Genomic DNA, 21,416 nt, shown 5'->3' on the forward strand with positions numbered 1-21,416 from the left:
CAATACTCCGGCTACGGTCGCTGAGGTTGCTGCGGGGACAGGGGGATGTGAGCAGTGAAGGCAGGCGGGGGCGGCGACCCGGGCGCGGGACCCATGGACGCCCGGTGGGTGGTGTGGGCGCGGAGGGTGTCCGCCGTGCTGGCCGTCCTGGCCGTGCTGTCGGTCTCGCTGACCGTGGCCGGCACCGCGATCCAGTTGTCGGTGCCGGAGGAGTGGGCGCCATGGCCGCCAACGGCGCCCGACCACGGCGCGGGCCTGACCTTCCCACTGATCGGCGCGTTCCTGATCGCGCACCGTCCCCGCCTGAGGCTGGCCTGGCTGATGTGCGCCGGCGGCCTCGGCTGCGCGGTCAACGTGATGGCGACCGGGCTGCAGTTCGCGCAGGCGTCGACCGGCGACCTGGAGAGCGCGGGGTGGCTGCGCATCCTGGCCGTCGTGGGCTGGACGGCCGGGGGTTGCACGCTGGGGATCCTCATGCCGCTGCTCTCGCCGGACGACCACCTGCCCTCCCGCCGCTGGCTGCCGGTGGCGATCGGCGGCGTGGCCGCGACCGTCATCGACGGCGTGCGCAACATCGTGCGGCCGACGCCGCCCGCGAGCACGTACCGCTGGCCGGAGGTCATCCCGAACCCTCTGGCGATCGAGGCTCTGGCTCCCTACCACACGGTGCTGACGGGCTCACTGGCCCTGCTGATCAACGCCTGTATGGTGCTCGCGGTGCTCTCCCTGCTGGTACGGCTGCGGCACGCGGACTCGACGGCGCGCAGGCAGATCGCCTGGCCGCTGTCGGCGTTCGTCATCTATGCGGCGTTCGTGCTGCTCGGCGAGGACTACTGGCTGCCGGTGACGATCTGGGCCGGGGTGATTCCGGTGGCGATCGCGTTCGCGGTGCTGCGCTACCGCCTGTACGGCATCGACACCGTCATCGGCCGGACCGTCATCGCCACGGGCCTGATCGCCGCGGTCGGCGCGGTGTACCTGGGCACCGGCACCCTGGCCGGGCTGCTGGCGGCGGGCTACGACCAGGTCGCGGGCCTGGCCGCCGCGCTGGCGACGGGCGTGTTCTTCCAGCCGCTGCGCACGCGCCTGCGCCGCCTGACCGACGTGATGCTGTACGGCGAGCACGGCCGGCCCGAGGAACTGGCCAGAAGGCTGGCCCGCGAGGCCGGCGAGACCGAACCGGTCAACGCGCTGGCCGCCGTCGCGGCGGTGGTCCACGACGGCCTCGGCGTCACCGGTGTCCTGGTCGAGGTCGGCACGGCGGGGCTGCGGGTGGAAATGGGCGCGGCCGGGCCTGATCCGCGCGTCGTGCCGCTGGTGTGGCACGGCGAGCCGGTCGGCCGGATGCTGGTCGGGCCGCCCGGACCGCGAACCTTCTCCACCGCCCACACCGAACGGCTGATCGCGGCGGCGACCCCGTACGTCGCGGACGTCGCGCACGCCGTGCTGATGGCGGCCGACCTGCAGCGCTCCCGCGAGCGCATCCTGAGCGCACGCGAGGAGGAGCGGCGCAGGCTCCGCCGCGACCTGCACGACGGCCTCGGCCAGGCGCTCGCCAACATGTCGATGTCACTGAACATGGCCCGGCTGCGCCTGCGCGAGGCGCCGACCTCGGCCGACCGGATGCTGCGGGACCTGCGCGGGGGCATGGACTCGGTCAGCAAGGAGGTCCGCGAGCTGGTCTACGGTCTGCGCCCGCCAAGCCTGGACGACCTCGGCCTGGCCGGGGCGGTGGGCGCGCTCGCGGCGGAGCCGGGGCCGCCCGTCGAGGTCGAGGTGGAGGGCGAGACCGGCGACCTCCCGGCGGCGGTGGAGGTCGCGGCGTACCGGATCGCGCAGGAGGCGCTGACCAACGTGCGCAGGCACGCCGAGGCCACCCGGGCCACCGTCACGCTGGCCCGCTCGGAGCACGTACTGGTCGTACGGGTGCGCGACGACGGCAAGGGGCTGCCCGGGCACCGGCGATCCGGCGTCGGCTTCGCCTCTATGCGCGAGCGCGCCGCCGAGCTCGGCGGCACCTGCGTGATCACCCCGGCCCCCGCGACCGGCACCGGCACCGACATCGGCACCGGGCCCGGAACGCAGGTGGAGGCCGCGCTACCGCTTCCCTAGACCGATCCGCCTACCGATTCGGCTGAGGGTCGTAGGCGAGGTTGGGGCGCAGCCAGCGCTCGACCTCGGGAAGAGGGACACCGCGCCGCAGGGCGTAGTCCTCGGCTTGGTCCTGGCCGATGCGTCCCACACTGAAGTACCGCGACGAGGGGTGAGCGAACAGCAGTCCGCTGACGCTGGCGGCGGGGGTCATCGCGAACGACTCGGTCAGGCCCATGTCGAGTCGCCCGGCGTCGAGCAGGTCGAACAGGTCCCGTTTCTGGCTGTGGTCGGGGCTCGCGGGGTAGCCGAAGGCGGGGCGTATGCCGCGGAAGCGCTCAGCGTGCAGGTCCTCGATCGAGGGATCGGCGTCCGGCTCGTACCACGCACGCCGCGCCTGGAGGTGGATGTGCTCGGCGAACGCTTCGGCGAGTCGGTCGGCCAGGGCCTTCACCATGATCGCCCGGTAGTCGTCGTGCCGCTTCTCGAAGATGGGCGCGAGTTCCTCGGCGCCGTGCACGGCGACGGCGAACCCGCCGAGGTGGTCTCCCGCCGGGGCCAGGTAGTCCGCGAGGCACCGGTTGGGCCGGCCCTCGGGCTTGGCCGACTGCTGGCGCAGCATCGGCAGACGGAGAATCCGATGGTCGCCCGCGCCCTGCGGGGCGGTGGTGACCATGATGTCGTCGCCGTCGGAGTGGGCGGGCCAGAAGCCGTAGACGCCTCGGGCCTGGAACGACCCGTCCGCGATGATCTGGTCGAGCAGGATGTTCGCCTCGTCGTAGAGCTCGCGGGCCTCCGGCTGGTCGAGTATCGCCGGGTACTTGCCCTTCAGTTGCCAGGCGATGAAGAAGAACTGCCAGTCGATCATCGTGCGGAGAGTGGCCAGGTCCGGCTGGACGACGCGGGTGCCGGTGAAGGGCGGGACGGGCAGGTCGTCGAACGGAACCCGCTCATGGTTGGCGCGGGCCCGCGCGAGCGTCAGCAGGGGACGACGCTCCCTGGTCGCGTGCTGCTCGCGAAGGCGCTCCTGCTCGGCGCGGTTGCGCACGTCCAGTTCCTCGGCCCGCTCGGGATCGAGCAGGTCCGAGACCACGCCGACGACGCGGGAGGCGTCGAGCACATGGACGGTGCTGCGGTCATAGGCCGGGGCGATACGGACCGCGGTGTGCTGACGCGACGTCGTGGCGCCGCCGATCAGCAGGGGCAGCTTCAGCCCGCGGCGCTTCATCTCGGCGGCGACGGTGACCATCTCGTCCAGCGACGGGGTGATCAGGCCCGACAGGCCCACGGCGTCAGCGCCCTCGGCGACCGCGGTGTCGAGGATGACGGAGGCGGGGACCATGACGCCAAGGTCGATGACCTCGTAGTTGTTGCAGCCGAGCACGACACCCACGATGTTCTTGCCGATGTCGTGCACGTCGCCCTTGACGGTGGCGAGCACCACTTTCCCGTTGCCGCGGCTGATCTCCGCGCGACCTTCCAGCCGCGCCCGCTCCTTCTCGGCTTCCATGTAGGGCTCAAGATAGGCGACCGCGCGCTTCATCACCCGCGCGCTCTTCACCACCTGCGGCAGGAACATCTTTCCGGAGCCGAACAGGTCGCCCACGGTCTTCATGCCGTCCATGAGCGGCCCCTCGATCACTTCGAGGGGACGCGCCACGTTCAGCCGGGCCTCTTCGGTGTCGGCCTCGATGAAGTCCACGATGCCGTGGACGAGCGCGTACGCCAGGCGCCGCTCGACCGGCGCCTCGCGCCAGGACAGGTCCACCGTACGGCGGGTGCCCGTCCCGCTGACCGTCTCGGCGAAGGCGACGAGCCGGTCGGTGGCGTCGGCGCGACGGTCGAACAGGACGTCCTCGACCAGTTCGAGCAGGTCCGCCGGGATGTCCTGGTAGACCGCGAGCTGTCCCGCGTTGACGATGCCCATGTCCAGCCCGGCCCGTACGGCGTGGAAGAGGAACGCCGAGTGCATCGCCTCGCGCACGACGTCGTTGCCGCGGAAGGAGAACGACAGGTTGGAGATGCCGCCGCTGGTCCGCGCTCCCGGGCAGCGCTGCTTGATCAGCGGCAACGCGTCGATGAACGCCTTCGCGTAGCCGTTGTGCTCGGCGATGCCGGTGGCGACCGCGAGCACGTTGGGGTCGAACACGATGTCCTCGGCAGCGAATCCGGCCCGCTGGGTGAGCAGGTCGTAGGCGCGGGCGCAGATCGACACCTTGCGCTCGACGGTGTCGGCCTGCCCCTGCTCGTCGAAGGCCATGACGACCACACCGGCGCCGTAGCCGCGGATGAGCGCGGCCTGCTCCAGGAACGGGCCCTCACCCTCCTTGAGGCTGATCGAGTTGACCACGCCCTTGCCCTGCACGCACTTGAGCCCGGCCTCCAGCACGCTCCACCGCGAGCTGTCGATCATGATGGGGATGCGGGCGGCCTCCGGCTCGGTCGCGACCAGATTCAGGAACGTGGTCATGGCCCGCTCGCTGTCGAGCAGGTCGGCGTCCATGTTGACGTCGAGCAGGTTGGCCCCACCGCGTACCTGCTCCAGCGCGACGTCGACGGCGGCCTGGTGGTCGCCCGCCTCGACCAGGCGCCGGAACCGCGCCGACCCCGTGACGTTGGTCCGCTCGCCGATCATGACGAATCCCGTGTCCGGGCCGATCTCGAAGGGCTCCAGGCCACTGAACCGGGTACGCGCCGGGGGCGCCGGGACCTGGCGCGGCCGCAGATCGGACACAGCGGCGGCGATCCGCGCGATGTGCGCCGGTGTCGTGCCGCAGCACCCGCCGACGATGTTGACCATGCCGGACGCGGCGAACTCGCCGAGCAGTCGCGCGGTCTCGTGCGGCGTCTGGTCGTAGCCGCCGAACGCGTTCGGCAGCCCGGCGTTGGGATGACACGCCGTGTACGTGCCGGCGAGCCGTGACAGCTCGGCCACATGCGGGCGCAGTTCCTCCGCGCCCAGCGCACAGTTCAGGCCGACGACCAGCGGGTCGGCGTGCTCGATCGAGTTCCAGAACGCCTCGACGGTCTGCCCCGACAGCGTGCGCCCGCTCAGGTCGACGATCGTCACCGAGATCCACAGCGGCAGATGCGGAGCCACTTCGCGTGCGGCGGCGATCGCGGCCTTCGCGTTGAGCGTGTCGAAGATCGTCTCGATCAGCAGCAGGTCCACCCCACCGTCGGCCAGTGCCCGAACCTGCTCGGCGTACGCGGCGCGGACCTGGTCGAACGACACCGCCCGGTACGCGGGGTCCTCCACCCGCGGGGACAGCGAAAGCGTGACGTTCAGCGGCCCGATCGACCCGGCGACGAAACGCCCGCCCACCTCGTCCGCGGCCTGCCGCGCCAGTTGGGCGCCCCGCAGGTTCATCTCCCGCACCAGCGGCTGAAGCGAGTAGTCCGCCTGGCCGATGCTCGTGGCGGTGAAGGTGTTGGTCGTGGTGATGTCCGCGCCCGCCGCGAGGTACTGGCGGTGGACGTCGAGGATGACATCCGGCCGTGTCAGGTTCAGCAGGTCCGGGTCGCCGGCCACCTCATGCGGATGGTCCCGGAACCGCTCACCGCGATAGTCGTCCGCGGTCAGCCCGGCACCCTGCAGCATCGTGCCCCAGGCACCGTCGATCACCACGACCCGCTGGTCGAGAAGCTCCCGCAGGGCCTGGGTCCCCCGGCCCGTCGCGTCGGGTACGGCCACCCGCCCCTGCGCGTCGCCGTGGTCTGTCAGTCTGCTCACCCGTGCACCTCCCGTGATGGAAGGCGCCCTTGGAACATTCGCGGCCGAGCGTGGCGGACCCGGGTCCGTCGCAGCGCCTCTCGGCTTGCTACCGAGGATATAAGAGCGAACGGGCGCGACTCAACGCCCCGTCCGCTTCACAACCGGAATGGGCGAACGCTCGCCGTGACGGGTCGCCAGGAAGCCGTAACAAAATGATCTAGGAATACCGATGATCATCTACAGGTTGATCACCTGTGTGAGGAAGGGCGAGCAGCCGCCGTGGGTCATTCCGGATGAGCTGTGGGCGCGGATCGAACCGTTGTTGCCGGTCTTGCCACTGCTGGCGACGCCTCGTCCACTCAACACTCTTCGTTCCGATAGGACTTCTCATGGCGGTCGGGCCCGCGCGGCCTCACAGCCGGGATCTCAGCACGTCGATCTCGCAGCCCGGGGCGAACGGGTCGAAGCCGTGCTCGACCAGCCAGCGAACCACCAGCAGGCTTCGCAACGACCACCACGCGCGGATCACGTCGAGGTCGACGTCGGTGCCATAGCCGGCGACGACGTCGCCGAGGTGCTCCTCGTGTCCGAGCGTCAAGGTGGCGAGGTCGAACAGGGCATCACCTTGGCCCGCCTCGGACCAGTCGATGATGCCCGTGATCCCGTCGCCGTCGACGAACACGTGAGCGATCTGCAGGTCGCCGTGCGTGAACACCGGAGCCCACGGCCGGAGCGCGGCCTCGGCGACCTCGCGGTTGCGGGTGACCAGGTCGGCGGGCAGGACGCCGTTCGTCACGAGCCACTCGCACTCGCCATCGAGATCCGCCGCCCACTCGTCGAGGCCCCGGCCGGCCCGGCCGGGCCTGGGCGGCAACGGCGCGTCGTGCAACCTCCGGATGGCGGCGCCCGCCGCGGCCCACGCCGCCGGGGACGCGGTCGACGGCTCGCCGAGGCGGCCGAGCGCCGTCCCCGGGACCGCGGCGATCGCGAGCACCGGCGGCTTGCGCCACAGGACCTTCGGGGTCGGGACCGGCGCCAGGGCCATCGCCTCGACCTCGACGTCGATGCGCGCCTGATCGGCGTCCACCTTCAGGAACACGTCGCCGACGCGCAGGGTCGCGCGCTCGGAATGGGCGACGATCATCTTGACCTCATCCATGGGCGACCAGTATCCCGGGGATGACCGTCGACGTCGCCGGGTTTATCGCGTGCGATCGCGCGGCTGACCGCGTCCCGCTACACGGCGGCCACGCGCGCGACACCGACCGTTGACCAGGTCAAGTCCACCACGTTCGTTAGGAACCCCAAGCGCCTGGACCGTTTCGCGGCGCCGCCCCGGCCGCCGACCCCTCATGGTCCCGGCCCTGTGCGCGACCGTTCGTCCTGCTCACCGCCCGCTCATGTGGGCCGCGTCCGCGCAGTGGGTATGCCAACTCGGAACCACCTGCCGGGGCGTCGAGCATTTGGTGCGCCCGGAAATCGGTTGATCGGGGAGCGACTGCCTTGGAAGGTGACGGTAACCCCTGCCGCTGTGGCGTCCCTCGTGCGCCCCCCGAGGCCCGAGTGCGCCTTCCCTCGTCCATCGCGCCGACTCGTAAGGAGTGCCCTGCTTCCTCATGCCTCCCGACGGTAAGGACTCCGGCCCTGCCCCCGATTCCGCTGACAAGCCTCGTAGGGGGAGGTCGCGGTCGCTGCGGCGGCTCACGCCGTACCTGCGCCCCTACGTCTCCCGCCTGCTCCTCATCTGGCTCGCCACCATGGCGGGCATCGCCACGAGCACCGCGATCCCGCTGGTGGGCAAGGAGATCATCGACGGCCCGGTCGGCCACGGCCGCGACACCGCCCTTCTCCCGCTCGGACTGCTCGCCCTCGCCCTCGGCGTCACCGAGGCGTTCCTGATCTTCGTACGCCGGTGGATGCAGACCAAGGCCGTGCTCGGACTGGAGACGGCGATCCGCGACGACCTCTACCGGCACCTGCAGCGGCTGCCGATGAGCTTCCACGGCGACTGGCAGTCGGGGCAGTTGCTGTCCCGCGCGACGACCGACCTGTCCACGATCCGCCGCTTCTCCGGGTTCGGCCTGCTGTTCCTCGTCATGAACATCCTGCAGCTGGTCACGGTGACCGTGCTGCTCCTGCGGATGTACTGGCCCCTCGGGCTGCTCATCGCGGCGGCGGCGGTGCCCATCTTCGCCGTGTCGCTGCGGTTCGAGAAGAAGTACCGCCGCATCTCGCGTGAGGTCCAGGACACGCAAGGCGACATCGCCACCTACGTCGAGGAGGCGGCGCTCGGGATCCGCACGGTCAAGGCGTTCGGGCGCAGGCCGCATGTGTTCGCCGAGTTCGACGCCGCCGCGCGCAGGGTCTACCGGGTCTCGATGGACAAGGTGCGGCTGGCGTCCCGCTTCTTCACCTTCCTGGAGGTGATCCCGAACGTCACCCTGGCCATGGTGCTCCTGCTCGGCGCGCTGGCCGTCGGAGCGGGTTCGCTGACGCTCGGCACCCTGGTGGCCTTCACCACGCTGATGCTCCAGCTCGTGTGGCCGATCGCGTCGCTCGGCTACATCCTGGCGATGGCGCAGGAGGCGATGACCTCGGCCGACCGGGTCATGGAGGTGCTCGACACCGAGCCGGAGATCGTCGGCGGCGCGGAGGTGATCGAGCGGCCGCGCGGGCACCTGCGGTTCGAGGGGGTCGGCTTCCGGTTCCCCGGCGGCGAGCGGCCCGTACTGCGGGACGTCTGGCTGGAGGTGCGGCCGGGGGAGACGGTCGCGATCGTGGGGGCCACCGGCTCGGGCAAGACGACGCTGACCGCGCTGGTGCCGAGGCTGGCCGACGTCACCGAGGGCCGGGTCACGATCGACGGGCGGGACATCCGTGACCTGACGCTGCCCGCGCTGCGGTCGGTGGTCGCCACCGCCTTCGAGGAGCCGACGCTGTTCTCGATGAGCGTGCGGGAGAACCTCACACTCGGCCGGGGCGAGGCGGCCGAGGAGGAACTGCGGGAGGCGCTCGAAATCGCCCAGGCAACCTTCGCCTACGACCTTCCATGGGGGCTCGACACCCGGATCGGCGAGCAGGGCATGTCGCTGTCCGGCGGCCAGCGGCAAAGGCTCGCCCTGGCCCGCGCGGTGCTCAGCAAGCCGAGGATCCTCGTGCTGGACGACACCCTGTCGGCTCTCGACGTCGAGACCGAGGCCCTGGTCGAGCAGGCGCTGCGCGGGGTGCTCGCTGACGCGACCGGCCTCGTCGTGGCGCACCGCGCGTCCACCGTGCTGCTCGCCGACAAGGTCGCGCTGCTCCGCGACGGCACCATCACGCACGTCGGCCTGCATCGCGACCTGCTGTCGAAGGTCCCCGAGTACCGGGAACTGCTCGCGCAGGACGCCGGCCTCGACCACGAGGAGGCGCTGCGATGAGCCGTACGGCCACCGGCGCGAAGGACGGCGCGCGAGCGAGCACGGCCGGCGAACCGGGACGTTGGCGCGGCGTCGCCGCGGAGAGGCAGGAGGACCTGCCGGACAAGGTGTCGGTGCTGCTGCGCGCGCGGTCCCGGCGGCTGCTCGGCGACCTGCTGCGCCCGCACCGGCGGGCCATCGCCCTGCTGATCGCGATCATCGTGGTCTCGAACGCGGCCGGCCTCGCGATCCCGTACCTGGTGAAGGTCGGCATCGACACCGGCATCCCGCCCATGCTGCGGCACGAGGACGCCGCCACGCTGCTCGTGGTCGTCGCGGCGATCCTGGCCGCCACGCTGACCCAGGCGCTGACCCGCCGGGTGTTCCTCCGGATTTCTGGGCAGATCGGGCAGGACGTCCTGCTGGAGCTGCGCCGCCGCGTCTTCGACCACTTCCAGCGGCTGTCGATCGGGTTCCACGAGAGGTACACCTCGGGGCGGGTCATCGCCCGGCTCACCTCGGACATCGACGCGATCGCCGAGATGCTGCAGTCGGGCTTCGACAGCATCGTCACCGCCGTCCTCACCCTGTTCGGCACCGCCGTCCTGCTCCTGGTGCTCGACCTCCCGCTCGGCGCGGTCGCGCTGGTGCCGCTGCCGATCCTGCTCCTGTTCACCCGGTGGTTCCGGCGTGAGTCGAGCGTCGTCTACCGCCGTACCCGTGAGGCGGTGGCGCTGGTCATCGTCCACTTCGTGGAGTCGATGACCGGGATCAGGGCGGTCCAGGCGTTCCGCAGGGAGCCGCGTAACCAGGCGATCTTCGAGGAGCTCAACACCGGCTACCGGGACGCCAGCGCGAGCAGCATGTACCTGGTGGCGGTGTTCATGCCGGGCATCAAGCTGATCGGCAACGTCACGGTGGCGGCGGTCCTGGTGTACGGCGGCCGGCTCGCGCTCCACCACGCGGTCACGGTCGGCGTGCTCGCCGCGTTCCTGTTGTACCTACGGCAGTTCTACGAGCCGATGCAGGAGAACTCCCAGTTCTACAACACGCTCCAGTCGGCGGGCGCGGCGCTCTCCAACCTGTCCGGCGTGCTGGAGGAGCGGCCCGTGGTGGCCGAGCCCGAGCATCCGGTGCCGCTCGCGCGCCCGCGCGGTGCGGTGCGGTTCGAGGGGGCCGAGTTCTCCTACATCGACGGCGTGCCGGTCCTGCCCCGGCTTGACCTGGAGATCCCCCCTGGGCAGATCGTCGCGGTCGTCGGGGCGACCGGCGCGGGCAAGACGAGCGTGGCGAAGCTGATCGCCCGCTTCTACGACCCGACGGCGGGCCGCGTGCTGCTCGACGGCGTCGATCTGCGCGACCTCGACGAGGCCACGCTGCGGCGGGCCGTGGTGATGGTGACGCAGGAGAACTTCCTGTTCACCGGGACGGTGGCGGACAACATCAGGTTCGGCCGTCCGGACGCCACCCCGGCCGAGATCGAGGAGGCGGCCCGCGCGATCGGCGCGCATGAGTTCATCGCGGCGCTGCCCGACGGGTACGGGACCCAGGTGGGCAAGCGCGGGGGCCGCATGTCGGCCGGGCAGCGGCAGTTGGTGGCGTTCGCCAGGGTCTTCCTCGCCGATCCGGCCGTGGTGATCCTCGACGAGGCGACCTCCAGCCTGGACGTCCCCAGCGAACGTCTCGTCCAGCGCGCCCTGCGCACGGTCCTCGCCGGCCGCACCGCCCTGATCATCGCCCATCGTCTGTCCACCATCGAGATCGCCGAACGGGTGCTCGTCATGGACGCCGGCCTCATCGTCGAGGACGGCCCCCCGGACCGCCTCATCGGCGAAGCCGGCCGTTTCGCCGGCCTCCACCGCGCCTGGCTCGACAGCCTGGCCTGAGTACCGTGACGATCCGTGACCGGGGGATACGGCAACACCGGCGTACCCGCCCACCAGGGGGGACGCGAGCTCACCATCGGCCGTCCTGACGACCCGGACGAGGCCATGGCCGACATCTGCGCGGGCGAGTTGATCGCTCTCATCCAGGGTGGGCGATCCTCCGCCGGAACGGCCCGGGCGCGGCTGGCCCGCCGCGCGCACGAACGCGCCCGGGGCGGACGCGCCCTCGTCCTGCAACGGGCGATCGGCCTTGAGATCGAGATCCCCGTCCCCATCGACCAGCTCACCCCGGCCCAGCTGACGCAGCTCAAGTTGGAGGTCGCCCAGGAGTACGTCGCCGGACTCAAGTTCAAGCAGGGGCACCGGATGACCGCCGTCGGTATCCGCGACACGGTCGGCGGCGTCGCGTACGGGCGGATCCAGAATCCCGCCAACGGCTTCCGGGTCGACGCCGATCATGACAACCGGGTGACACCCGCGAACCCGATGACGACAGACTGGCCGGTCCGCCAGGGCAGCCGGGACTCGATCATGGAGATCGTCATGGAACCCCCGGCGACCACCCAGGCGTCCCTCACCGCGACCATGAACAACATCGACGCCTTCGTCACCCAGATAAACGCGCAGACCAACAACCTCACCACCCGCTGGGTCAACGCGTTCCCGTCGCTCGGCACGCCCACGATGCCCCTACCGGTCAGCGTGGGGCCCGTCGACTACACCGACACCGGCACGCACCCGCCCCTCCGGCTGCCCCTGCACAACTTCCAGGGCAGCATCCAGGTGAACATCGGCATCGACCTGCGCGAGTACCACAGCCTCCTGAAGTGGTACGTCGAGTCCGACTACGCGACGGCGGCCCGGGTGCCCGACCCGCTATCTCAGGCGATCTACCGCGACATCAAGGAGCACATCCGCGAGGCGATCGAGATCGGGCGGACGCTCACCGACCAGGCGTACTCGGCCGCGACCACGGCGGAGCGCCAGCAGGCGGGCAACTTCCGCGGCCTGCGCGGATGGCTCACCCACCTCGCGCTCTATCTTCGCCGCGGCGCCCTGTCGATGGCCAACCTTGGCGGTTCGGCGAAGAACCTCGCGCCGGTCCTGATCAAGAGCCCGAACTCCGTCATCACCACATACGGCATGACCCTGGCGGAGCGGAACCACTTCATCAACAACAAGACCACTCTGATGAACGCGCTGTTCAACGCCACGGGACGCCCCGGCGACGTCGGGCAGCCGCTCGCCGCCATCGACGTCTTCGCCGCGTCGCCGGGCGACACCGACGCCGACGCCCTGACGGACCTGACGGCCGGAGCGGCCGACGTCGCGCTGACCGGCAAACCCGTGCCCAACCCGACCGGAGTGGGCGGCACGCGCATGGGCAACGCCGCGGTCCAGGGCCTGCCCGCCGTCCCGCCCGGCAACGTGGGCGGCGGCGCGAACACCCGCGGCGGCCTGGTCGCCGAGTTCCGGACGCTGCCCGGCTTCTACGACGGCCCGGCCCAGTGGCGAGCCGTCGCGCAGGCGTTCTTCGACGCGGCGGAGACCCGCAACGCCCGCGACGGCATCTCCGACAACTGACGACCCACCCCTCCCTCAATGGATCCAGAGCGCCGGGCGACCCCTCCCCGGCGCTCTGGAATCAAGCGGACGGGCAGACCAGTCCTCGGGCCTGGTGGTTCATATAGGTGAACTGCTTGACAGTATATGGAACCAGGCTGAGAATGGGCCCCGACGTCCGGTGAGAGAGGGGGAGTCGCCGTGCCGGCTCATGTCAGCCAGACGCCCGGCGCGGGCCCCGCCGCCGGTCTGAGTTTCGAGACCCTCACCCCGACGGCCCTCCTCGACAGGGCCGCGGCGGTCCACGCCGGCCGTACGGCGGTGATCGACGGGCCGCTCCGGCTGACCTACCGCGAGCTGCACGATCGGTGCCTGCGCCAGGCGGGCGCGCTCGCCGGTCTGGGCGTGCGGCCGGGCGATCGTGTCGCCGTGCTCGCCGCCAACAGCCCGCTGCTGCTGGAGTCGCATTTCGGCGTGCTGTACGCGGGGGCGGTGCTGGTCACCCTCAACATCAGGCTCTCGGCCGGGGAACTGCGTCACATCGTCGAGCACTCGGGCGCCAGGCTGCTGCTTTTCGACCCCGAGTTCGCCGAGCTCGCCGCGGCGGTCGCCGGGCCGCTGGACGGGCTGCGGACCGTGGGCCCGCGGGAGTACGAGCGGCTGCGCGCCGGCGCCGCGCCGCACCAGGTGCCCGTGGCGGACGAGCGCGCGCTGATGGCCCTGAACTACACCAGCGGAACCACGGGTCATCCCAAAGGGGTCATGTACCACCATCGGGGCGCCTACCTCCAGGCGCTGGCGATGGTCGGCCACTTCCGCCTCACGCCGGAGGCCGTCTACCTCTGGACGCTGCCGATGTTCCACTGCAACGGCTGGGCGTTCCCCTGGGCGGTCACGGCCGTCGGCGGCGTCCATGTCTGCCTGCGCAAAGTCGACCCGCCCGAGGTGTGGCGGCTGATCGCCGCCGAGCGGGTCACCATGCTGTGCGCCGCGCCCACCGTGCTGATCTCCCTGGTCGAGGCCGCTCCCGCCGCGCTGGACGGCCACCAGGTGACGGTCGCGGTGGGCGGCGCGCCGCCGTCGCCCACCCTGCTCGAAGGCTGCGCCCGGGTCGGCTTCGACGTCACCCACCTGTACGGCCTGACCGAGACGTTCGGCCCGGCGGCCATCTGCGACTGGCGGCCGGAGTGGTCGGCCCTGCCCGCCGGCGAGCAGGCGCTGCTGCGCGCACGCCAGGGCGTCTCCAACCTGGTGTCGTGCGCGATGCGCGTCCTCGGCCCCGAGGGCCTGGACGTGCCGTGGGACGGGGAGACGATCGGCGAGGTCGCGCTGCGGGGCAACACGGTGATGCTCGGCTACTACCGGGACGAGGAGGCCACCCGGGCCGCCGCGCCCGACGGCTGGTTCCGCACCGGCGACCTCGGCGTGCTGCATCCGGACGGCTACCTGCAACTGCGCGACCGCGCCAAGGACATCATCGTCTCCGGCGGCGAGAACATCTCCTCGATCGAGGTAGAAGCGGCCCTGGCGAGCCATCCGGCGGTCCTGGAGGCGGCGGTGGTCGGCGTTCCCGACGACCACTGGGGCGAGCGTCCGGTGGCCTTCGTGACCCTCAGGCCTGGCACGGAGGCCTCGGCGGAGGAGCTGCGCGCGCACGTGCGCGGCCGGCTCGCCGCGTTCAAGGCACCGGACCGCATCGAGTTCGGGGAACTGCCCAAGACGTCCTCCGGCAAGATCCGCAAAGTGCCGTTGCGGGCCCGGGCCAATGCGCGCTAGCGCCGCCGGTCATGGGCGTGGACCACCGCGCGTGGGCGGTCGGGCGACCCTTGCCGGGTCTTCCTCCGCGCGTCAGCGAAGCGGGTAAGGTACCTCTAGCCGAACCCCGGTTTATCTACATGAACGGCCTTCCATCCTCATGAACCCACTCGTCAAGTCGGCGGACCGCACCCTCGCCATTCTGGACCTGCTGACCGACCATCGCGACGGCCTGACCCTGACCGAGATCCAGCGCCTGCTGGAGCTCCCCAAGAGCAGCACCTACACGCTGCTGGTCACGATGGCCACCCGGGGGTTCCTGGAACAGGACGCCGAGACGCGGCGCTTCCGCGTCGGCATCCGGCTGTGGCAGGCGGGCCAGAGCTACGTCGCGGTCGCCGACCTGGAGAAGGCGGCGCTGCCGTACATGGAGGAGCTGCGGGACACCTTGAACGAGACCGTCCAGCTGGCCACGCTCGACGGCACCGACAACGTCTACATCGCCAAGGTCGACCCCGACCACCAGCTGCGGCTCGCCTCCCGTGTCGGCGTCCGGCTGCCGGCGTACGCCACCGGCATCGGCAAGGCCCTGCTCAGCCAGCTCGGCGACGAGGAGATCCGGGAACGGTTCGCCGAGGTCCGCTTCGTGCAGTACACCCCGCAGACCATCACGTCGCTGCCCGACCTGCTCGCCGCCGTGCGCGAGGTGCGCGAGAACGGCTACGCGACCGACAACTCCGAGTACACCCCCGGTGTATTCTGCATCGCCGCCTCCTTCAGCGGCCACCGGGGCGGCGGCCGCGCCGCGATCAGCGTCTCGATCCCCGAGATGCGCAAGACGCCGGCGCTCATCGCCACGACCATCGAAAACGTCCGCTCAACCGCCCACCGGCTCTCGTCGCGCATGGGCTTCCAGGATGGCGCGGGCGGCAACACCTAAGGACTGACATGGAACTCTTCCGGTTCGGCCCCGCCGGGTCAGAACGCCCCGCCGTCCGGCACGAAGGCCGCGAGTACGACCTCACCCCGCTGACCGCCGACCTCGACGGCGCGTTCTTCGCGGCCGACGGCATCGAGCGGGTCGCGGCCGCACTGGCCACGGGCGAGCTCGCGGAGACCGGCACGGCCGGGCAGCGCATCGGCTCGCCCATCGCGCGGCCGGCCGCCGTGGTGTGCATCGGGATGAACTACGCTGCCCACGCGGCCGAGTCCGGCGCCGCCCCGCCGGAGCACCCCGTGGTCTTCCTGAAGCACCCGGGCTGCGTGGTCGGCCCCGGCGACGAGGTGGTCCTGCCCCGCGGCTCGGTCAAGACCGACTGGGAGGTCGAGCTCGCCGTGGTGATGAAGCGCACGCCGCGTTATCTGAGCGACCCCGCCGAGGCCCTCGACTACGTGGCGGGCTACGCGCTGTCCAACGACCTGTCGGAGCGGGCGTTCCAGATCGAGGTGTCGGGCGGGCAGTGGTCCAAGGGCAAGTGCGCCGAGACGTTCAACCCGCTCGGCCCGGTGCTGAGGCCCGCGGCCGAGATCCGGCCCGACCGGCTGCGGCTGCGCTCCTGGGTCAACGGCGAGCCACGGCAGGACTCCAGCACCGCCGACATGATCTTCTCGGTGCCCGAGCTCATCGTGCATCTGAGCCACCACATGCTGCTGCTGCCCGGCGACGTCATCAGCACCGGCACGCCCGAGGGCGTCGGCCTCTCCGGCCGCTTCCCGTACCTGAAGGCCGGCGACGTGGTGAGCATGGAGATCGACGGGCTGGGCCGGCAGGAGCAGAAGGTGGTCGACTACCAGCCCGCGCCCTGAGGGGGAGCCGCGCCCGTGAGCGGCCGGGACACGCGGACCAGCCGCGGCCCCGGCCGATTCCGGTCACCGACCGGGGACCGCCGCGACGACGCCGTCCGGGTAGCGGGTGAGCTGGCCGGCGTCGTACAGGGTCAGCGGCACGTCGGCCACCCTGCGGACCCGCTCGTGGGCCGCCATCGCCTCGTAGATGTTCTCGCAGATCCCGATCGGATGGTCGGTGTCGAGGTTGCGGCGGGTGAAGTAGGCGTCGGTCACCGTGACCACGCCCGCCGTGCTGTCGATCTCCACGGCCATGGAGGCGCGGTGGTGCGAGCCGGTCCACCAGGTGCGGATCCCCGGCACGACCTCGTCCTCGTCGGCGAGCAGCCGGACCCGGTCCCACGCGTCGTGGGTGAGATAGCTCAGCACGTGCGGCGGCAGGCAGGCCCACCGGTCGTCGTGCGGGTGCCGCTTGGTCCGGTGGAAATGGGTCCAGCCGCGCTCGGTCAGGCAGAACCGCGCGTTCGGGAACAGCGGGATGTTCGAGGTGGTGTAGAGCTGCAACGGCGTCAGCAGGACATGGGTGACGTCCTCCAGCGCGACCCCGTGCGCGGCCAGCTGGTCGGGCAGCCACTGGCCCTGCTCGCGCCGCATCGCCGCGCGCTCGCCGAGGAAACCGGCCCACTGCTCGTTCATCGGGCCGAGGTCCTCGGCCGGCCCCGTGCCGACGAGCGCGGTGACCCCCTCGCCCTGGATCAGGACGGCCTGGAAGGCCAGCCGGTACCACTGGTCCCAGTCGGACATCCAGTAGACCTCGGGCCCCGGCACGTCTCCGTCGCCCAGATGAAGCAGGCGTACACCGAACATCTCACTCCTCTCCCCACGGGCGCAGCAGCGCCTTGACGACATCCTGGCGACCCCCCATGAGCTCCCCGAAGATGGCCGCGCCGTCGGCCAGGTCGAAGCAGGACGTCCAGTCCAGCGCGAGGTCCCCGGCGAGCCGCACGGCCTGGGCGAACTCGGCGGCGGTGTAGCAGTACGAGCCGACGACGTGCTTCTCCTCGCGGACGATCTGCTGCCCGTCGAAGGCGGCGTCGCTGCTGAGCAGCCCCACCCACACGGCGGTCCCGCCCGGCCGAAGGTGCTGCACCGACATGCGGTGCGTCGCCGCCGCGCCGACGGCGTCCACGACGATGTCGAACTCGCCCCGCAGGGACGTGGTGACGCCGGTCGCGCCCAGCCGGCCGGCCACCTCCAGCCGCTCCGGCGACAGGTCGCAGACCACCACCTGGTCGGAGAACCGCCTGGCCACGAGCATGGAGACCAGGCCGATCGTGCCGGCGCCCAGCACCGCGACGCGGGCCCCCTCGGCAGGACGTGCGAGGTTCAGCGCGTGCACGCCGTTGGCCAGCGGCTCGATCACCGCCGCCGTCTCGAACGACATGGACGGCGCGAGCGGATGCAGGGCCTTCTCCGGCACCGAGACGTACTCGGCGAACGCCCCCGGCCGGTGGATGCCCAGGATGGCGCGCTCGCGGCAGAGGTGGTCGCGGCCCATCAGGCACAGGTCGCACGCCCCGCAGCTCAGCAGGGGGTTGACCGTGACCCGGCGGCCGTCGGGGGTGGTCCCGGCGAACTCGTGGCCCATGATCAGCGGTGGCCGCCGGAAGCCGCTGTCACGGATGCCGTGCAACTCGCTGCCGCAGATGCCGACCGCGCGGACCTTGACCAGGACCTCTCCCTCGACCGGCTGGGGATCCTGGACGTCGAGCAGCTCGACGGTGCTCGGCTTGGTGAAGACGAGGGCGCGCACCGTCTCAGCCCGCCGTCGTCAGCAGGTCGCGCATGATCTCGGCGGCCCGCCGCTGGAGCATCGGGAGCGACCGCGTCGAGAGGTAGGCGACATGCGGGGTCACCAGCACGCGGTCGTGCCCGGCCAGCTCCGCCGAGACCCCGGACGGCGGCTCCCCGGCGAGCACGTCCAGCGAGGCGAAACCCAGCGTGCCCGCGGAAAGCGCGGCCAGCAGCGCGTCCTCCTCGACCAGGGCTCCCCGGGCGGTGTTGACCAGATGCCCGGCCGGGCCGAGCGCGTCGAGCACCGTCCGGTCCACGATGCCGCGGGTCTCCTCGGTCGAGGGCACGTGCAGCGTGAGGTGGTTGACGGCCGCGGCCAGTCCGGCCAGCGTCGCGTGCCCGGTGACGCCGGGCGGAAGGTCGGCCACGTACGGATCCCACACGTGTACGGGGAAGCCGAGCGCGGCGGCGCGGCGGGCGACCTCACGGCCGATCCGCCCGAACCCGGCGATGCCGACCGGGTCGTCGCCGGGGAGCAGCGGCGCGGCGATGCCTTCGGTCGTCCATCCCCTGACGCGGTAGGACCGGCTCGCCGAGGTGAGCCTGCGGCTGTGGGCGTAGACCGAGGCGACCGCGTGGTCGGCCACCTCGGCCAGGCAGTAGTCGTCCACGTTGCGGACCTCGATGCCCAGCCCGGCGGCGGCGGCCAGGTCGATGTTGTCCAGGCCGATCCCGTACCGTACGACCGCGCGCAGCCGGGGCAGACCCGAAAGCACCCGCGCGGTCAACGGGGCCCACTGCACGAGCAGGCCGTCGGCGTCCGCGCCGACTTCGAGCACCTCCTCCTCGGTCCTGGCGTCGTGGTGGCTCACCTCGAAGGCGGGGACCAGGACGCCGCGCTCGATGGAGCCGTCGCCCAGGTTGGTGTCGGTGATGACGATGTGCGTGCTCAACGCGGGTCCCTCGAATCGCTGTCGGTGCGCGTCGCCGGAGCGGATCCGGCGAAGCTGGAGTCCTCGCCCAGGCCCTCGGGGCCCATGGCCAGGTAGCCGCCGTCCACGGGCAGTTCCACGCCGGTGATGAAACTGGCGTCGGAGGAGCACAGGAAGGCGATGGCGCGGGCCACCTCGTCCGGCTCGCCCAGGCGGCGCAGCAGGTGGAAGCGGCCCCAGACCGGTTCCCAGGCGGCCCGGTCGCCGTGCGCGGCCCGGCTCACCTCGGGCGTCCAGATCCATCCCGGGCTGACCGCGTTGACCCGGATGCCGTCCGGGGCGAGGTCCATCGCCATGCACTTGGTCAGCGTCAGGATGGCACCCTTGGTGGCGTTGTAGGTCCACCGCGCGGGCTGGGCGACGTGGGCGGAGACGCTGGCGGTGTTGACGATCGCGCCCCCCTCGGCGCGGGCCAGCAGCGGATGCGCCGCCTGCACCACGTTGCTGATGCCCTGCACGTTGACGCGCAGCACCCGGTCCCAGTCGGCCTGCGTCACGTTCAGGCCCCGGGCCAGGAAGTTCACGGCGCAGTTGACCACCGCGTCCAGGCGGCCGTGCGCGGCCCCGATGCCGGCGACGGCCCGGCGCACCGCCTCACCGTCGCCGACGTCGACCACCTCGGCGGTGGCCGTGCCCCCCGCCCGCTCGATCGCCTCGCGGGTGGCGGCCAGGCCGGCCGCGTCGACGTCGAATCCGATCACGTGCATGCCGCGCGAGGCGAAGCGCAGGGCCGTGGCGGCGCCGATCCCCGACGCGGCGCCGGTCACGACGCCGACACGATCCGTCCAGTCCATGATTGTTCCGCCTTTCGGTCCGGCGTCCAGGTCAGCCGGACACCCACGCGTTGAGGAAGCTCGGCACGCTGTAGCGCAGCCGGGCAGGCTCGTCGAGGTCGATGCTGTGCACCCGCTTGGACCAGATGAAGCCGATCGGCGCGCTGGTCGTCCACACCCACGGGAGCTCGCTGGTCAGGACGGCGTCCGCCTCGTTCCACAGCTTCTTCTGCTCCTCCGGGGTCTTGGCGACGCGCGCGGCCTCGGCCTTCTCGTCGAAGGAGGCGTCCTTGAACCCGCCGGTGTTGAGGTCACCGCCCGAGTGCAGGAACCGGTACGGCAGCAGGTCAGGAGTGAGGAATCCGGCCATGGTCCAGCAGATCGACGCGTACTTCTTGCCGAAGAACTGCGCCAGCCAGGCCGAGCTCTCCAGCGCGTCCAGCTTCACGTCGAACCCGGCCGCCTTGAGCTGGGAGACGATGACGTCGGAGGCCGCACGGGCGTTGTTGCAGGTGTAGGTGAAGGATGCCTTCTTGCCGGTCTCCGTCTCGTACGCCTTGATCAGCTCCTTGGCCCCCGCGAGGTCGTACTGCGGGTCGGCCTCGGCGCCGTGGAAGGGGTTGCCCTCGGGGAAGAGGCTGACGGCGGGCCTGCCCAGGCCCTCTGTGGTCAGGTCGGCGATCTCCTGGCGGTTGAGCGCCTTCGACACCGCCTGACGTACCCGCTGGTCGTCGAAGGGGGGCCTGGTCACGTTGAGGATGATGCTGTCCTGGTCGCCGCCGACGCCCTGCACGAAGCCGACCTGGGTGTTCGCCTTGGCCGTCTTCATCAGCGTCGAGGAGGTGGTCGCCATCAGATCGACGTCCCCCGCGAGCAGCGCCTGGTAGGCGCTCTGCGGGTCGGCGATGGTCTTGACCACGACCTTGTCCAGGTAGGCCTGCTTGTCCTTGTTCCAGTAGTCGGGGTTGCGGACCAGCTCCACCGGGCTGCCCGGCGACCACGACTGGAGCTTGTACGGCCCGACGCCGGCGGCGTGCGCGGTGTAGTCGTCGCCGTACTGCTTCAACGCCGTCGGGGAGGCCACGTATCCGGCGGTGCCCGAGCCGTCGTAGGCGAACGCGTACGGCAGGTTGCTGAAGGGCTTTTTGACCTTGATGACGACGGTGGTGTCGTCCTTGACCTCGACCGAGTCGACGGAGGACAGCAGCGCCGCGGCCGTCGAGCCTGCGGCCCTGTTCCGGTCGAGGTTGAACTTCACCGCCTCGGCGTCGAAGGGCGTCCCGTCGCTGAACTTGACGCCCGTGGGCAGCGTCATCTCCCAGCTCAGCTGGTCGGCGCTCTCGACCAGCGACTTGGCAAGGTTCGGCTGAGGCTGGTCGCCGATCTTCGGCACCGTCATCAGCGTGTCGTAGACCGCCGAGCCGATCAGTGCCATCGTGTTGGCCGAGCCCTTGGAGGGATCCAGGGTGAGCAGGTCGGCCCCGGCGGCGACGGTCAGGGTTCCCCCGGCCTTCGGTGCCGCTTCGGTGGCGGAGGCGCCGGGAGAGGTGGTGGTGGTGCCGCTCTGCACCGTGCAGGCGGCCATGGTGACCACCGCGGGCGCGAGGAGGAGGGCGAACGCCCTGCTCACGCGGCTACGCCGATATGGGACGCGCATTGACTTG

14 protein-coding genes and 1 riboswitch are annotated in these 21,416 nt (G+C 71.3%); of the genes, 7 read left to right on the forward strand and 7 right to left on the reverse strand.

Annotated features, from left to right (window positions below):
• The first annotated feature begins 54 nt into the window (after positions 1 to 54).
• A complete protein-coding gene (locus tag ACGFIV_RS05140) occupies positions 55 to 2,112 on the forward strand; it encodes a histidine kinase (RefSeq protein WP_392832129.1) in 2,058 nt (685 codons plus the stop codon).
• A 10-nt stretch (positions 2,113 to 2,122) separates the two neighbouring features.
• On the opposite strand, the gene metH is transcribed toward ACGFIV_RS05140, so the two are convergent.
• Both metH and ACGFIV_RS05150 read right to left on the reverse strand, forming a co-directional pair.
• Complete coding sequence (gene metH / locus ACGFIV_RS05145) at positions 2,123 to 5,785, reverse strand: methionine synthase (RefSeq protein ID WP_392832608.1); 3,663 nt, start codon at positions 5,783 to 5,785, stop codon at positions 2,123 to 2,125.
• A gap of 53 nt (positions 5,786 to 5,838) precedes the next feature.
• A riboswitch (S-adenosyl-L-homocysteine riboswitch) is annotated at positions 5,839 to 5,912 on the reverse strand.
• A gap of 306 nt (positions 5,913 to 6,218) precedes the next feature.
• Entirely contained in the window at positions 6,219 to 6,965 is a 747-nt protein-coding gene (locus ACGFIV_RS05150) for a phosphotransferase family protein (RefSeq protein WP_392832132.1), read from the reverse strand.
• A gap of 457 nt (positions 6,966 to 7,422) precedes the next feature.
• On the opposite strand from ACGFIV_RS05150, the gene ACGFIV_RS05155 reads away from it, so the two are divergent.
• The 6 genes from ACGFIV_RS05155 to ACGFIV_RS05180 all read left to right on the forward strand — a co-directional run bounded on the left by ACGFIV_RS05155 (position 7,423) and on the right by ACGFIV_RS05180 (position 16,214).
• Positions 7,423 to 9,225: an ABC transporter ATP-binding protein gene (locus ACGFIV_RS05155; RefSeq protein WP_392832134.1), complete on the forward strand. Its 1,803-nt coding sequence runs from the start codon at positions 7,423 to 7,425 to the stop codon at positions 9,223 to 9,225.
• Positions 9,222 to 11,090 (forward strand): ABC transporter ATP-binding protein, encoded by a 1,869-nt coding sequence (locus tag ACGFIV_RS05160; protein WP_392832137.1) that lies wholly within the window; start codon positions 9,222 to 9,224, stop codon positions 11,088 to 11,090. The genes ACGFIV_RS05155 and ACGFIV_RS05160 overlap by 4 nt, the downstream gene beginning before the upstream one ends.
• Before the next feature lie 15 nt (positions 11,091 to 11,105).
• Entirely contained in the window at positions 11,106 to 12,674 is a 1,569-nt protein-coding gene (locus ACGFIV_RS05165) for a hypothetical protein (protein ID WP_358549600.1), read from the forward strand.
• A 180-nt stretch (positions 12,675 to 12,854) separates the two neighbouring features.
• The gene (locus tag ACGFIV_RS05170; protein WP_358549597.1) at positions 12,855 to 14,429 is read left to right on the forward strand and encodes an acyl--CoA ligase family protein; all 1,575 of its coding nucleotides are present in this window, start codon (positions 12,855 to 12,857) and stop codon (positions 14,427 to 14,429) included.
• Between the two features lie 139 nt (positions 14,430 to 14,568).
• Positions 14,569 to 15,348: an IclR family transcriptional regulator gene (locus ACGFIV_RS05175; protein WP_358549594.1), complete on the forward strand. Its 780-nt coding sequence runs from the start codon at positions 14,569 to 14,571 to the stop codon at positions 15,346 to 15,348.
• 8 nt (positions 15,349 to 15,356) lie between these two features.
• Positions 15,357 to 16,214, forward strand: coding sequence for a fumarylacetoacetate hydrolase family protein (locus tag ACGFIV_RS05180; protein WP_358549591.1), 858 nt, complete (start codon positions 15,357 to 15,359; stop codon positions 16,212 to 16,214).
• A gap of 63 nt (positions 16,215 to 16,277) precedes the next feature.
• Here the strand turns inward: ACGFIV_RS05180 and ACGFIV_RS05185 are convergent, their stop codons facing one another.
• From ACGFIV_RS05185 to ACGFIV_RS05205, 5 genes are read right to left on the reverse strand one after another with little or no spacing between them, the layout of a single operon-like run.
• Positions 16,278 to 17,060, reverse strand: a complete 783-nt coding sequence (locus ACGFIV_RS05185; RefSeq protein WP_358549588.1) for a hypothetical protein — start codon at positions 17,058 to 17,060, stop codon at positions 16,278 to 16,280.
• A 1-nt stretch (position 17,061) separates the two neighbouring features.
• Positions 17,062 to 18,006: an alcohol dehydrogenase catalytic domain-containing protein gene (locus ACGFIV_RS05190; protein ID WP_358549585.1), complete on the reverse strand. Its 945-nt coding sequence runs from the start codon at positions 18,004 to 18,006 to the stop codon at positions 17,062 to 17,064.
• A gap of 4 nt (positions 18,007 to 18,010) precedes the next feature.
• A complete protein-coding gene (locus ACGFIV_RS05195) occupies positions 18,011 to 18,940 on the reverse strand; it encodes an NAD(P)-dependent oxidoreductase (protein WP_392832145.1) in 930 nt (309 codons plus the stop codon).
• Positions 18,937 to 19,773 (reverse strand): SDR family NAD(P)-dependent oxidoreductase, encoded by an 837-nt coding sequence (locus tag ACGFIV_RS05200; protein ID WP_392832148.1) that lies wholly within the window; start codon positions 19,771 to 19,773, stop codon positions 18,937 to 18,939. Before ACGFIV_RS05200 ends, ACGFIV_RS05195 begins: the two co-directional genes overlap by 4 nt.
• Before the next feature lie 31 nt (positions 19,774 to 19,804).
• A complete protein-coding gene (locus ACGFIV_RS05205; protein ID WP_392832151.1) occupies positions 19,805 to 21,382 on the reverse strand; it encodes an ABC transporter substrate-binding protein in 1,578 nt (525 codons plus the stop codon).
• Between the last annotated feature and the right edge of the window lie 34 nt (positions 21,383 to 21,416).

The organism is Sphaerisporangium sp. NPDC049003 (genome assembly GCF_043197795.1).
GTDB lineage: Bacteria > Actinomycetota > Actinomycetes > Streptosporangiales > Streptosporangiaceae > Sphaerisporangium.

Excerpts from the sequence above, each read along its gene's own strand:
- ACGFIV_RS05150 (WP_392832132.1), bottom strand. The coding sequence starts at position 6,965 with ATGGATGAGGTCAAGATGATCGTCGCCCATTCCGAGCGCGCGACCCTG.
- ACGFIV_RS05155 (WP_392832134.1), top strand. The coding sequence starts at position 7,423 with ATGCCTCCCGACGGTAAGGACTCCGGCCCTGCCCCCGATTCCGCTGAC.
- ACGFIV_RS05160 (WP_392832137.1), top strand. The coding sequence starts at position 9,222 with ATGAGCCGTACGGCCACCGGCGCGAAGGACGGCGCGCGAGCGAGCACG.
- ACGFIV_RS05175 (WP_358549594.1), top strand. The coding sequence starts at position 14,569 with ATGAACCCACTCGTCAAGTCGGCGGACCGCACCCTCGCCATTCTGGAC.
- ACGFIV_RS05180 (WP_358549591.1), top strand. The coding sequence starts at position 15,357 with ATGGAACTCTTCCGGTTCGGCCCCGCCGGGTCAGAACGCCCCGCCGTC.
- ACGFIV_RS05185 (WP_358549588.1), bottom strand. The coding sequence starts at position 17,060 with ATGTTCGGTGTACGCCTGCTTCATCTGGGCGACGGAGACGTGCCGGGG.
- ACGFIV_RS05200 (WP_392832148.1), bottom strand. The coding sequence starts at position 19,773 with ATGGACTGGACGGATCGTGTCGGCGTCGTGACCGGCGCCGCGTCGGGG.